Source organism: Mycobacterium sp. E3198 (assembly GCF_001667015.1).
Taxonomy (GTDB): domain Bacteria; phylum Actinomycetota; class Actinomycetes; order Mycobacteriales; family Mycobacteriaceae; genus Mycobacterium.
On the sequence record NZ_LZIS01000261.1, the window covers coordinates 21,399 to 33,428 of the forward strand.

13 protein-coding genes and 1 tRNA gene are annotated in these 12,030 nt (G+C 68.3%); 11 read left to right on the plus strand and 3 right to left on the minus strand.

Annotated features, from left to right (window positions below):
- Positions 1–10: 10 nt before the first annotated feature.
- Both A5673_RS26815 and A5673_RS26820 read right to left on the minus strand, forming a co-directional pair.
- Complete coding sequence (locus A5673_RS26815; RefSeq protein WP_068239733.1) at positions 11–1,171, minus strand: DUF1214 domain-containing protein; 1,161 nt, start codon at positions 1,169–1,171, stop codon at positions 11–13.
- Positions 1,168–2,421 (minus strand): sulfotransferase, encoded by a 1,254-nt coding sequence (locus tag A5673_RS26820; RefSeq protein WP_068239736.1) that lies wholly within the window; start codon positions 2,419–2,421, stop codon positions 1,168–1,170. Before A5673_RS26820 ends, A5673_RS26815 begins: the two co-directional genes overlap by 4 nt.
- 141 nt (positions 2,422–2,562) lie before the next feature.
- Between A5673_RS26820 and A5673_RS26825 the strand changes: the two genes are divergently transcribed.
- The 3 genes from A5673_RS26825 to A5673_RS26835 are packed head-to-tail and all read left to right on the plus strand — an operon-like array spanning position 2,563 to position 5,125.
- Positions 2,563–3,168, plus strand: coding sequence for a TetR/AcrR family transcriptional regulator (locus A5673_RS26825; protein WP_197518481.1), 606 nt, complete (start codon positions 2,563–2,565; stop codon positions 3,166–3,168).
- Positions 3,169–3,182: 14 nt separating this feature from the next.
- Positions 3,183–4,229, plus strand: a complete 1,047-nt coding sequence (locus tag A5673_RS26830; RefSeq protein WP_068239797.1) for a TIGR03617 family F420-dependent LLM class oxidoreductase — start codon at positions 3,183–3,185, stop codon at positions 4,227–4,229.
- Positions 4,230–4,258: 29 nt separating this feature from the next.
- A complete protein-coding gene (locus tag A5673_RS26835; RefSeq protein WP_197518482.1) occupies positions 4,259–5,125 on the plus strand; it encodes an SDR family oxidoreductase in 867 nt (288 codons plus the stop codon).
- Positions 5,126–5,128: 3 nt separating this feature from the next.
- On the opposite strand, the gene A5673_RS26840 is transcribed toward A5673_RS26835, so the two are convergent.
- Positions 5,129–5,722: a TetR/AcrR family transcriptional regulator gene (locus A5673_RS26840; RefSeq protein ID WP_139830735.1), complete on the minus strand. Its 594-nt coding sequence runs from the start codon at positions 5,720–5,722 to the stop codon at positions 5,129–5,131.
- 145 nt (positions 5,723–5,867) lie between these two features.
- Between A5673_RS26840 and A5673_RS26845 the strand changes: the two genes are divergently transcribed.
- From A5673_RS26845 to pth, 8 genes are all read left to right on the plus strand, one after another.
- Positions 5,868–5,939 (plus strand) — tRNA-Gln (locus A5673_RS26845).
- 99 nt (positions 5,940–6,038) lie between these two features.
- Positions 6,039–7,514 carry a bifunctional UDP-N-acetylglucosamine diphosphorylase/glucosamine-1-phosphate N-acetyltransferase GlmU gene (glmU, locus tag A5673_RS26850; RefSeq protein WP_068239743.1) on the plus strand — a complete coding sequence of 492 codons (1,476 nt, stop codon included), beginning with the start codon at positions 6,039–6,041 and terminating at the stop codon, positions 7,512–7,514.
- 88 nt (positions 7,515–7,602) lie between these two features.
- On the plus strand, positions 7,603–8,583 hold the full coding sequence (locus A5673_RS26855) for a ribose-phosphate diphosphokinase (RefSeq protein ID WP_066915287.1): 981 nt from the start codon (positions 7,603–7,605) through the stop codon (positions 8,581–8,583).
- Positions 8,584–8,928 (plus strand): arsenate reductase (glutaredoxin), encoded by a 345-nt coding sequence (arsC, locus tag A5673_RS26860; protein ID WP_068239746.1) that lies wholly within the window; start codon positions 8,584–8,586, stop codon positions 8,926–8,928.
- Entirely contained in the window at positions 8,925–9,575 is a 651-nt protein-coding gene (locus A5673_RS26865) for an LpqN/LpqT family lipoprotein (RefSeq protein ID WP_068239748.1), read from the plus strand. The genes arsC and A5673_RS26865 overlap by 4 nt, the downstream gene beginning before the upstream one ends.
- A 93-nt stretch (positions 9,576–9,668) precedes the next feature.
- Positions 9,669–10,538: an oxidoreductase gene (locus A5673_RS26870; RefSeq protein ID WP_068239750.1), complete on the plus strand. Its 870-nt coding sequence runs from the start codon at positions 9,669–9,671 to the stop codon at positions 10,536–10,538.
- 238 nt (positions 10,539–10,776) lie between these two features.
- The gene (locus tag A5673_RS26875) at positions 10,777–11,439 is read left to right on the plus strand and encodes a 50S ribosomal protein L25/general stress protein Ctc (RefSeq protein ID WP_068239799.1); all 663 of its coding nucleotides are present in this window, start codon (positions 10,777–10,779) and stop codon (positions 11,437–11,439) included.
- Between the two features lie 12 nt (positions 11,440–11,451).
- Positions 11,452–12,027: an aminoacyl-tRNA hydrolase gene (gene pth, locus A5673_RS26880; RefSeq protein WP_068239754.1), complete on the plus strand. Its 576-nt coding sequence runs from the start codon at positions 11,452–11,454 to the stop codon at positions 12,025–12,027.
- Positions 12,028–12,030 lie beyond the last annotated feature (3 nt).

Below are 12,030 nucleotides of genomic sequence, written 5' to 3' on the forward strand. Positions count from 1 at the left end.
CCCCTCAGCGTCAGATCGCGTCGCGCTCGGCGAAGTGGCGTTGCCGCGCCGACAACGCCGCCGCCCGCTGGTAGGCGGTGACCCGCCGCATCGGGTCGAAGTACTCGTCGACGTCGTCGAGGTCGATCACCGTGGCCGTCGGCGTCGCGGGCTGCTCGGCCGCGGTGGCGCGCCAGGTGACGACCCCGCTTCGGTACCCGCGGGCGTCGAGCCAGTTTTCGACGCCGACGTCCTGGGCGGCCACCAACACCCGCACCCGGTCGCCGTCGGTGTGCGACTGGCCGAGGTTCAGACTCGTCTGCCGGGTCGCGATGTCGATCATCTCGCTCCACCGGTTGGTCAGGCAGATGCCGACATAGGGGCTGCCGCTGGGGATCTGGTAGTCGATCACCAAGGCCTGGCCGTCCTCCAGTTCCCAGGAGATGGGCACGAACCACGCGCCGGCCATCGCCGACGGCGGCTGCATCGGCGGGATGGCGACGTTGCGCGGCAGGGCGCCGAAGACGCGCGCGGGAATGTCGTTGACCCACATGGTGAACAGGTCGCGCGACGCGGCCAGGTGCTCGTCGAACGCGGCGACGGTGTGCGCCGGCGACGGCGGTTCCGCCGGCGGTTGCGGATTGAGGCATTCGATGCGGATGCTGCCCTTCGACTGCCGTTGCCAGTCACCGTAGGTTTGATAGCAGCAGAACGACTCGGCGCCGGCGGGCAGCTCAAACCAGTTGGTATCCCCCATTTTCTCGCGGCTGAAGTAGATCTCGAAGGAGCCGTCCGGCGCGACGTCGAGGTCCTCGGACTGCGTCTTGACCGCCCGGGCTTGGTCATCCTTGCCGGCGTAGACGCCGAAGGTGGTCTGCGCGACCGAGCCCAACGTGCCGTACACCCGGTAGTCGTGCGCATCGTCGATGCGCGCCGACAGGTACAGGGTGTCGGGGTTGGAATGACCCCAGTTCCAGGGCGCGTACTGCGCATTGATCAGCGTCGGTCGCGCCGGGTCGCTGCGCAGTTGCAGCCCCATGTATTGGATGTGGCCGACCAGGCGCCCGAGCAACGCGGCGGCCGAACCCTCGTCGAGGTCACCCTGCGCCAGCGCGACGGTGAGCAGGTCGTCGTTCAGGTCGCCGAACCTCCGCCACGCCGCCCGCACGGCCTCGCCCAGCTCTTCGGTCATCGCTTGTCCTCGATTCCGTAGAAGTCGCGGTAGTACTGCAGTTCGGGCCACATCGTCGGGATGTCGAGTCCGTAATCCTCGGCACGGTAGATGTTGGGTTTGCGGGAGGACATGCCGCGCTCGGCCATGAACCTGCTCATCTTGCGGTGCACCTCGGCGGTGAGTTCGATGCCGAAGTGGTCGTAGACCTCCTTGACGCACGCCATCGGGTCGCGCACCATCCGGTCCATCGGAAAGTCGATGAACTGCGCCGAGCGGTCGGCGAATTCGCGCCGCAGCTCGACGTTGCGGGCGAGCATGCCACCGGTGCGCCAGCTCATGTAACGGCCGTGGTCATGCCAGTCGACGTCGTCGGTCACCATCGCGAAGACGGTGCCGGACAGCTTGCAGCTGGAGGCGATGACCTCGGTGGGTTCGCGGTAGGTGGTGACGAAGCGGGCGTCGGGAAAGACGTCGAGGATCTTGTCGATGTTGGCCATGTGCGGTGGTGTCTTGAGCAGCCAGCTCTCCTTCGGGCGCAGTCCCCCGCTCTGCATGTACTGCAGGAGCAGCTTCTCCTCCTGGTAGACCCAGGTGCGGTCCTGGTCGGCCAACCACCGGTCGTAGCCCTGGCAGTTGAACATGACGAGAAACGTCTCGCTGTGAAAGGCGTAGGCGTGCAACAGCGCGCATTCCTGGGCCTCCCACGCGCCCAGCGGGTGGGCCGCGTCCAGATCGGGGGCCAGCGCCAAGGTGCGCCGGATCTGCTTTTCACTGCGGGCGATGCGCGGGTCGGTGCGCATCGTGGCGGGATCCAGCGGGGGGTGCAGCTCGTCGCACTCCCAGGTCAGGGGGAACCGAAACCGATCGTCCTGGCTCAGCAGGTGATGGGTGATCGTGGTGCCGGTGCGGGGCGCGCCGACCAGGAAGACCGGTTTGGCGATGACCTCGTGGCTGATCGAGGGGTTCCTGCGGATGTGGTCCATGACCAGCAACCGCTGGCGCAGCAGGTTGGTGAGGTGCGTGGTGGCCAGGATGCGGCCGAAGCCGTTGAGCCTGTCCTCGTCATTGATCGACTCGATGAGCCGGTCCAGGCCCTCCTCGAAGCGGGGGTCGCCGAAGTCGGTCAGGCCGCCGGCGCGCCGGCTGGCCCGGTCCATGAGCGCGTACTTGCGCAGCGGCAAGGGATGAGCGCCCAGCGTCCGCGCGGCGCGGTAGCCGCCGTTGAGGATCCGAAACGGTAGCGGTCTGGGTGGGGTGTCGATGGCCATGACGGGCGTCCCTCATCGTTGAGTGGATACGAAACCTGTTGACGCGCAGGGAGTTCGCGGACTGCGCCGATTGCTCGATGCCTCCCGATGTTCAGGCGGACCGTTGTGCCCGGCTCCGCAAAACATTACGATCTGAACGTAATGAAATCAACACCCGTGCAACGCCGGCGTCGCGACGCCAAGTCCCAGGGTCGGCCCCGCGATGCGCGCATCGACGACGCGGTGCTGCAGGCCACCAACGAGCTGCTCGAAGAGATCGGCTATGCGCGGCTCAGCATTCCGTTGGTGGCGGCCCGCGCCGGCGCCACGCCGCCGGCGGTGTACCGCCGCTTCCCCACCAAGATCGAACTCGTCTTCGCGGCGGTGTTTCCCCCGACGCCACAAGAGGAGTTGCCGTTGACCGGCGACCTGACCACGGTGGTGCGCAGCCTGCTCGAGGGATCGATCCAGCTGTTCAGCCGGCCGGCGGTGCACAGCGCCGTGTCGGGCCTGACGGCCGAGCTGCCGTCGGAGCCCGGGCTGTCGGCGCGGCTGCTGGATCGTTTGCAGGGCAGCACCTACGAGCGCCTGCAGCACTACCTGGACGGCGCCGCCGCCCACGGGTCGGCGGCCGACGGCATCGACGCGCGGCTGCTGATGGACATGATCGGCGGCACGGTCATGATGTCGATGGCCACCGAACGCACGCTCGACGGCGCCTGGCTCGAGCACAACACCACGCTGATCGTCCGGGGGCTCAGCCGGTGACCGCCGGGCGGCCGATGGAAGTCGTCGCCTCCGCGCCGGCCCAGCTGGGCCTGGCCGAGATCGGCCCGTGGGCGGCGCGCATGGAGGGCATCGGCTTCGAGGTCATCCACGTGCCCGAGACCATCCATGACGCGTTCACGGTCGCGGCGCTGGCGCTGGCGCAGACGACGCGGCTGACCGTGCGGACGAGCATGGCGCTGGCGTTTCCGCGCAGCCCAATGATCACCGCGTACGCGGCGTGGGACCTCGCCAGGTACTCCGGCGGGCGCTTCCAGCTCGGCCTGGCCACCCAGGTGCGCGGGAACATCGTCGGACGATTCTCGGTCCCCTGGTCGCAGCCGGCGCTGCGCATGCGGGAGTACATCGAAGCGGTACTCGCCATATTTCACTCGTTCCAGACCGGCGAGCCCCTCGACTACAGCGGGCGGTTCTACCGATTCAACCGCCTACAGCCGTATTTCAACCCCGGGCCGATCGCGTGCCCGCCCCCGCAGATCTGGACCGGCGGGGTCAACACGAAGATGTGCGTGCTGGCCGGTGAGCTCTCCGACGGCTTCGTCTGCCATCCCACCAATTCCCACCCGTTGATCCTCGAGGCCCAGACGCTGCCGGCCCTGGCCGAGGGCGCCAAAAGCGGGCGCCGCACGGCCGCGCCGGTCGCCGTGGTGGCCAACCCGCAGCCGTTGATGGCCGCCACGGACGATGAGCTGGCGCGGCTGCGGGAACACCGGCGATCGGAACTCGCCTTCCTCTACAGCACCCCGGCCTACCGGCGACAGCTCGAATTCTTCGGTTTCGAGGACATCGGCGATGCGCTGAGCGGCATGGCGCGCCGGAACGAATGGACCGACCTGCCCATGCATTTGACCGACGAGGTGCTGGACCGCGTGGTGCCGCAAGGCACCTACGACGACATTCCCGCGGTGCTCGCGCGGTGGTATTCCGGCGTGTGCACCGGCCTGAGCCTGCCGGTCACCGACGTGCCGGACGACGTGCTGGCCATGCTGATCGAGCGCCTCAAGGCCATTCCCACGCTGACGGAACGAACACCAGGAAGGTAGCTATGAACGCAGCACAATCGGCTCTGGCGGTGAAGTCCATCGCCGCCAGGCAGTGGCAAGCGCACAGCCCGCTCGCCCGGCGCCCCCCGAGGAACTTCGCCGCGCAGTACGGACCCTGGGCGCTCGTGTCCGGCGCGAGCGAGGGCATCGGCGGCGCCTGGGCGGATTACGCTGCGTCCCAAGGCCTGTCGGTCGCGATCGTCGCGCGCGACCCCGAGAAGCTCGAGAAGAAACGCCAGGAACTGGTGACACGGTTCGGCGTGGAGGTGCTCGCCATCTCCCAGGAACTGGGGGCGAGCGATGCCGTCGAAAACATCATCGCGGCCGTCGGGGACCGCGAAGTCGGTCTGCTGGTGTCCAACGCCGCGCTCGCCACGGTCGGGGGATTCTGGGCCGATAACCTCGAATTCGAGCGGCAGCGGATAAACATCAACTGCGCCAGCCCGTTTGGGCTGACCTACCATTACGGGGCGCTGATGAAGGCGCGCCGTCGGGGCGGCATCGTCCTGATGAGTAGCGGCACGGGGCTGATCGGCAGCCCGTACTACACGCACTACGGCGCGACGAGGGCCTACAACATCATTCTGGCCGAAGGGCTCTGGTACGAACTGAAACCCGACAACGTCCACGTGCTGGCATGCATGGCCGGGCTGACGAGTTCGCCCGGGGCCGCCGATGCGCTCGAGGTCGCGCGGGCCCGGGGCAGCCTGATCAATACCCCCGAAGAAAACGTCGAGGAGGCGGTGTTGTACCTCGGCAAGCGGCCCAGCATGCAGGTGGGGGCGCCGAACCGCCGCATGATGTTCGTGGTGACCCGCCTGCTGCCGCGACGCCTGGGCATCCGGGAGATCGGCAAACACGCCCTGAACAACTTCCTCGATGGGGTGCGGCCTTAGCTCCTACTCGTCCTGCAGCCGCGGATCGGCCTCCAGGTGCGTCAGGCCGTTCCACATCAGGTTGACCAGGTGCGCGGCCACCACTTCCTTCTTGGGCTCGCGGGTGTCGAGCCACCATTGCGCGGTCATCGACACCGAGCCCACCAGCGCCTGCGCGTAGAGCGGGGCCAGGTCGGGATCCAGGCCCCGGCGCGCGAAGTCGCCGGCCAGGATGGAACTGACCTGGCTGACGGCGTCGTTGAGCAGGCTGGAATAGGTGCCCGAGCTGATCGCGGCCGGGGAGTCGCGCAGCATGATCCGGAAGCCGTCGGTGCGTTCTTCGACGTAGGTGAGCAGCGCCAGCGCGACACGCTCGACCCGCACCCGGGACCGGTTGTTGGTCAGCGACGAGGTGATCATGTCCAGCAGCGCCGACATCTCGCGGTCGACGACGACGGCGTACAAGCCCTCCTTGCCGCCGAAATGTTCGTAGACGACGGGCTTGGACACGTTGGCCCGCAGCGCGATCTCCTCGATCGAGGTGCCCTCGTAACCGCGTTCGGCGAACAGCGAGCGCGCGATGCCGATGAGCTGCTGGCGGCGCTCGCTACCGGTCATCCGGGCGCGTGGTGCCCGCGCTTCCTTGTCCGGCTCCTTGTGCGTTTGGGGGTCCAGAACGGCCACGTCAATCAGCGTATCGGTTCGGCGCGGCGCAGCCGTCCCGTCTAGAGTCTTGGTGGCGCGGGCGTATGGGCCCCGGTAGTCCGTCGTGGTGTAATCGGCAGCACATCAGATTTTGGTTCTGAGAGTTCAGGTTCGAGTCCTGGCGACGGAGCAGCGTGGCTCTTTGCGGCGAGCGTGCATGAAATGACACGCTTGAGGGCGTGTCGGCGTACCAACACGCACCTTCGCGCGAAGGGTAGTAGGAGAGTTCATGGCGTTTCGTGGTGACACCGCGGTCCTGGTTCTCGCGGCCGGACCCGGCACCCGGATGCGCTCCGACACCCCGAAGGTGCTGCACACGATCGCCGGCCGCAGCATGCTGTCGCACTCCCTGCACGCCGTCGCCAAGGTGGCGCCCCAGCACCTGGTGGTGGTCCTCGGCCACGACCACGAGCGCGTCGAGCCGCTGGTCGCCGAGCTGGGCGAGGCCCTCGGGCGCTCGATCGACGTGGCGCTGCAGGACCGGCCGCTGGGTACCGGCCACGCGGTCCTGTGCGGCCTGTCGGCCCTGCCCGACGACTACGCCGGCATCGTCGTCGTCACCTCGGGCGACACGCCGCTGCTGGACTCCGACACCCTGGCCGGCCTGATTGCCACCCACAGCGCCCAGGGGGCCGCGGTCACGGTGCTCACCACGACGCTGGGCGATCCGGTCGGCTACGGCCGCATCCTGCGCACCCAGGACAACGAGGTGATGGGCATCGTCGAGCACACCGACGCGACGCCCTCGCAGCGCGAGATCCACGAGGTCAACGCCGGCGTCTACGCCTTCGACATCGCGGCGCTGCGGTCGGCGCTGAGCCGGCTGAGCGCCAACAACGCCCAGCAGGAGCTCTACCTGACGGACGCCATCGCGATCCTGCGCGGTGACGGCCGGACCGTCCACGCCCAGCACGTCGCCGACAGCGCGCTGGTGGCCGGCGTCAACAACCGCGTCCAGCTGGCCGAACTGGGCGCCGAACTCAACCGCCGGATCGTCGCCGCCCACCAGATGTCCGGCGTCACGATCATCGATCCCACCAGCACCTGGATCGACGTCGACGTGACGATCGGCCGCGACACCGTGATCCATCCCGGCACCCAGCTGCATGGCCGCACCCGGATCGGGGGCCGCTGCGTCGTCGGACCCGACACCACCCTGGCCGACGTGATCGTCGGTGACGGCGCCTCGGTGGTCCGCACCCACGGCACGTCCTCGTCGATCGGGGACGGCGCCACGGTCGGGCCGTACACCTACCTGCGGCCGGGTACCGCGCTGGGATCCGACGGCAAGCTCGGCGCGTTCGTCGAGACCAAGAACTCCACCATCGGGGCCGGCACCAAGGTCCCGCACCTGACCTACGTCGGCGACGCCGACATCGGCGAGCACAGCAACATCGGCGCGTCCAGCGTGTTCGTCAACTACGACGGCGAAACCAAGCGGCGCACCACCATCGGCTCGCACGTCCGCACCGGCTCGGACACCATGTTCGTCGCGCCGGTGAGCGTCGGTGACGGCGCCTACACGGGCGCCGGCACGGTGGTGCGCGACGACGTCCCGCCCGGCGCGCTGGCGGTGTCGGCGGGGCCGCAGCGCAACATCGAGGGCTGGGTGCAGCGCAAGCGGCCGGGCAGCGCGGCGGCGAAGGCGGCCGATGAGGCGCTGGAAAAAACCCCGGACAAACCAGAGCCCGAACAGACACCGTGAATTTGGTCCCTGGTAACCCGGCCGCGTTTCCGTACGATTCGCTACGTACGATGAGGCTTCCATTTCGATCCCAAACGAGGGCAGTGCGGTGAGCCACGACTGGACCGATAACCGAAAAAATTTGATGCTGTTCTCGGGCCGCGCGCATCCGGAGCTGGCCGAACAGGTTGCCAAGGAACTCGACGTCCACGTCACCGCGCAAACGGCGCGGGAATTCGCCAACGGCGAGATCTTCGTCCGCTTCCACGAGTCGGTGCGCGGTTGCGACGCGTTCGTCCTGCAATCGAACCCGGCGCCGGTGAACAACTGGCTGATGGAACAGCTGATCATGATCGACGCGCTCAAGCGCGGCAGCGCGAAGCGGATCACCGCGGTCATGCCGTTCTACCCCTACGCCCGGCAGGACAAGAAGCACCGGGGCCGCGAGCCCATCTCGGCGCGGCTGGTCGCCGACCTGCTCAAGACCGCGGGCGCCGACCGGATCGTGACCGTCGACCTGCACACCGACCAGATCCAGGGCTTCTTCGACGGGCCCGTTGACCACATGCGGGCCCAGAACCTGCTGACCGGCTACATCAAGGACAACTACCCCGACGGCAACATGGTGGTGGTCTCCCCCGATTCGGGCCGGGTGCGCATCGCCGAGAAGTGGGCCGACGCGCTGGGCGGCGTGCCGCTGGCCTTCATCCACAAGACCCGCGACCCGCGGGTGCCCAACCAGGTGGTGTCCAACCGCGTCGTCGGCGAGGTCGAAGGGCGCACGTGCGTGCTGATCGACGACATGATCGACACCGGCGGCACCATCGCCGGTGCCGTGAACCTGCTGCGCGACGACGGCGCCAGCGACGTGGTGATCGCGGCGACCCACGGCGTGCTGTCCGATCCGGCCGCCGAGCGCCTGGCGTCCTGTGGCGCCCGGGAGGTGATCGTCACGAATACGCTGCCGATCGACGAGCAGAAGCGCTTCCCGCAGCTCACCGTCCTGTCCATCGCGCCGCTGCTTGCCAGCACCATTCGCGCCGTCTTTGAAAACGGCTCCGTGACAGGGCTTTTCGACGGGGACGCCTAGATGGCCGATACCGTCATCTACCACAACCCGAAATGCAGCACCTCCCGCAAGACGCTGGATCTGTTGCGGGACAACGGTGTCGAGCCGACGATCGTCCAGTATCTGAAGACGCCGCCGTCGCGGGCCGAACTCGTCGACATGATCCGCGCCGCCGGCATCGACGTGCGCACCGCCGTGCGCAAGCGCGAACCGCTCTACGCCGAACTCAATCTCGCGGCAGCGACCGATGACCAACTGCTCGACGCGATGGCCGAACACCCCGTCCTGATCGAGCGCCCGTTCGTCGTCACACCGAAGGGCACCCGGCTGGCGCGGCCGATCGACGCGGTGCGCGAGATTCTGTGAAGTTGCGTGGGGGCGCCGCCGTCGCGGTGGTCGCTGTGCTCCTGTGCGCCTGTTCACCGCCGAAAGCCCCGGACTACCAGTCGGTTTGGACCACGAGTTCGACCGCCGGCACCACCACCACGACGACGGGCAAGCCCGTCCCCCTGTCGCAGTATCTGCAGAACATCGGCGTCAACGGGCACCAGGTGGCGCCGGGCTCCCTGCCCGACCTGACCGTGTCGATACCGACACCGCCGGGCTGGTCGCCGTTCACCAGCCCGAACATCGCCAAGGAGACGGTGATCATCTCGCACGGCGGCAAGTATCCGACCGCCCGGCTCGTGGTCTTCAAGCTGACGGGGGATTTCGATCCGGCGCAGGTGATCAAGCACGGCAACGACGACGCCCAGCTGTTCGCGGATTTCAAGCAGCTCGACGCCTCGACGGCGAACTACAACGGCTTTCCGTCGTCGATGATCCAGGGCAGCTACGACCTCGACGGCACGCGGCTGCACAGCTTCAACCGGATCGTCATCCCCACCGGGTCGCCGCCCGCGAACCAGCGCTACCTGGTTCAGTTGACCATCACCAGCCTGGCCGACCAGGCCGCCGCGCAGGCACCCGACATCGAGGCGATCATCCACGGATTCGTCGTGGCCGCAAAGTGATTCGCGCCGCGAAAGTGCGACTGGCTGCGCATTTCCGAGTGGCGCCGTCGGTAGTTGCACGCTCGCGGCACGCTTTCATTAAGCTCAGCAGGCATGACTGACTGGACCGCCGCGGATTTGCCGTCGTTCGCCGGGCGCACCGTGATCATCACCGGCGCCAACAGCGGGCTGGGCGCGGTGGCGGCGCGCGAGCTGGCCGGCCGCGGCGCGAAGATCGTCATGGCGGTCCGCAACACGGGCAAGGGCGACGCCGCCGCGAAGCAGATGACCGGTGACGTCGAGGTGCGCCGGCTCGACCTGCAGGACCTGTCGTCGGTGCGCGAGTTCGCCGACGGCGTGGACGGGGCCGACGTGCTGATCAACAACGCCGGCATCATGGCCGCCCCCTACGCGCTGACCGTCGACGGCTTCGAGAGCCAGATCGGCACCAACCATCTCGGCCATTTAGCGCTCACCAACCTGGTGTTGCCCAAGCTCACAGATCGCGTCGTCACAGTGTCGTCGATGGCGCACTGGCCGGGCCGCATCGACTTCGACGACCTGAACTGGAAGAACCGGCGGTACTCCCCCTGGCTGGCCTACAGCCAGTCGAAGCTCGCCAACCTGCTGTTCACCAGCGAACTGCAGCGCCGCCTCGATGCGGCGGGTTCGCCGCTGCGGGCGCTGGCCGTTCACCCCGGCTACTCGCACACCAACCTGCAGGGCGCGTCGGGCCGCAAGCTGGGCGACGCGCTGATGTCGGCCGCCACGCGGGTGGTGGCCACCGACGCCGATTTCGGCGCCCGCCAGACCCTGTACGCGGCGTCGCGGGACTTGCCGGGCGACACGTTCGTCGGCCCGCGATTCGGCTACCTGGGCCGAACCCAACCGGTCGGGCGCAGCCGGCGGGCGCGAGACGCGGCCACCGCCACCAGGCTGTGGGAGCTATCCGAGCAGCTCACGGGCACCAAATTCCCGCTCTGACCGAGTGTGCGCTGCGGGCTTTGGCTGTGCGCCCTGGGCGAAAACCGCGTCAAATATGCGCCCTGGATGCACACCGAAAGCCCTGAATGCACGCTCGTCAATTTCCGCTGCGAGCTACCCATGCGCTACCCTGACCGGGCGTCACGGCGAGGGTGCTAGCACACCGTTATCGACGGAGACCGACTTCATTGTCGCGACCTGGCCGTGCCCCGAACGAGTGAGCAACAGGAGCGACACGATGGCCAAGTCAGCAGTCAACCAACTCGCGGTGACGGTGCGAACCGAGACCGGCAAGGGCGCGTCGCGCCGGGCCCGGCGCGACGGCAAGATTCCCGCGGTGCTCTACGGTCACGGCGCCGAGCCCCAGCACCTGGAGCTGCCCGGCCACGACTACGCGGCGGTGCTGCGGCACTCGGGCACCAACGCGGTGCTGACGCTCGACATCGCCGGCAAGGAGCAGCTGGCGCTGACCAAGGCGCTCGACATCCACCCGATCCGCCGCACCATCCAGCACGCCGACCTGGTGGTCGTGCGCCGCGGCGAGAAGGTGCGCGTGGAGGTCAACGTCGTCATCGAGGGCGAGGCCGGGCCCGACACCCTGGTCACCCAGGAAACCAACACGATCGAGATCGAGGCCGAGGCCATGTCGATTCCCGAGCAGCTGACCGTGTCCGTCGAGGACGCCCCTCCGGGCACTCAGTTCACCGCCGGGCAGATCACGCTGCCGAAGGGCGTCAGCCTGGTTTCCGACCCCGACCTGCTGGTGGTCAACGTGGTGAACGCGCCGACGGCCGCGGACCTCGCGGAAGAGGGCGCGGGCGAGGCCGCCGAGGGCGAGGCGGCGGCCCCCGAGGCCGAAGAGGGCGACGAAGCCGAGGCGCCCGCCGAAGAGTCCGAGTAGGCGGTTCGCGACGTGGCCGAACCGCTTCTGGTGGTCGGCCTGGGCAATCCCGGAGACAACTACGCGCGCACCCGGCACAACCTGGGGTTCATGGTCGCCGACCTGCTCGCGGCGCGGCTCGGGGCAAAGTTCAAGGCGCACAAGCGGTCCGGCGCCGAGGTGGTCACGGGTCGGCTGGCCGGGCACTCGGTGTTGGTGGCCAAGCCGCGCTGTTTCATGAACGAGTCCGGCCGCCAGATCGGGCCGCTGGCGAAGTTCTACTCCGTTGCCCCGGCCGACGTCATCGTCATCCACGACGACCTCGACCTGGAGTTCGGCAGCATCCGGCTCAAGATCGGCGGCGGCGAGGGCGGCCACAACGGGCTGCGCTCGGTGGCGGCGGCGCTGGGCACCAAGGAGTTTCAGCGCGTGCGCATCGGCATCGGCCGCCCGCCCGGACGCAAGGACCCGGCGGCCTTCGTGCTGGAGAACTTCGCCGCCGCCGAGCGCGGCGTGGTCCCGACGATCTGCGAGCAGGCCGCCGACGCCACCGAGTTGCTCATCGAGCTGGGGCTGGAGCCGGCGCAGAACCGCGTCCACGCCTGGTAGCCG

Coding starts and splice junctions, on each gene's coding strand:
- A5673_RS26815 (WP_068239733.1), bottom strand. CDS start 1,171: ATGACCGAAGAGCTGGGCGAGGCCGTGCGGGCGGCGTGGCGGAGGTTC.
- A5673_RS26820 (WP_068239736.1), bottom strand. CDS start 2,421: ATGGCCATCGACACCCCACCCAGACCGCTACCGTTTCGGATCCTCAAC.
- A5673_RS26825 (WP_197518481.1), top strand. CDS start 2,563: ATGAAATCAACACCCGTGCAACGCCGGCGTCGCGACGCCAAGTCCCAG.
- A5673_RS26830 (WP_068239797.1), top strand. CDS start 3,183: ATGGAAGTCGTCGCCTCCGCGCCGGCCCAGCTGGGCCTGGCCGAGATC.
- A5673_RS26840 (WP_139830735.1), bottom strand. CDS start 5,722: ATGACCGGTAGCGAGCGCCGCCAGCAGCTCATCGGCATCGCGCGCTCG.
- glmU (WP_068239743.1), top strand. CDS start 6,039: ATGGCGTTTCGTGGTGACACCGCGGTCCTGGTTCTCGCGGCCGGACCC.
- arsC (WP_068239746.1), top strand. CDS start 8,584: ATGGCCGATACCGTCATCTACCACAACCCGAAATGCAGCACCTCCCGC.
- A5673_RS26870 (WP_068239750.1), top strand. CDS start 9,669: ATGACTGACTGGACCGCCGCGGATTTGCCGTCGTTCGCCGGGCGCACC.
- A5673_RS26875 (WP_068239799.1), top strand. CDS start 10,777: ATGGCCAAGTCAGCAGTCAACCAACTCGCGGTGACGGTGCGAACCGAG.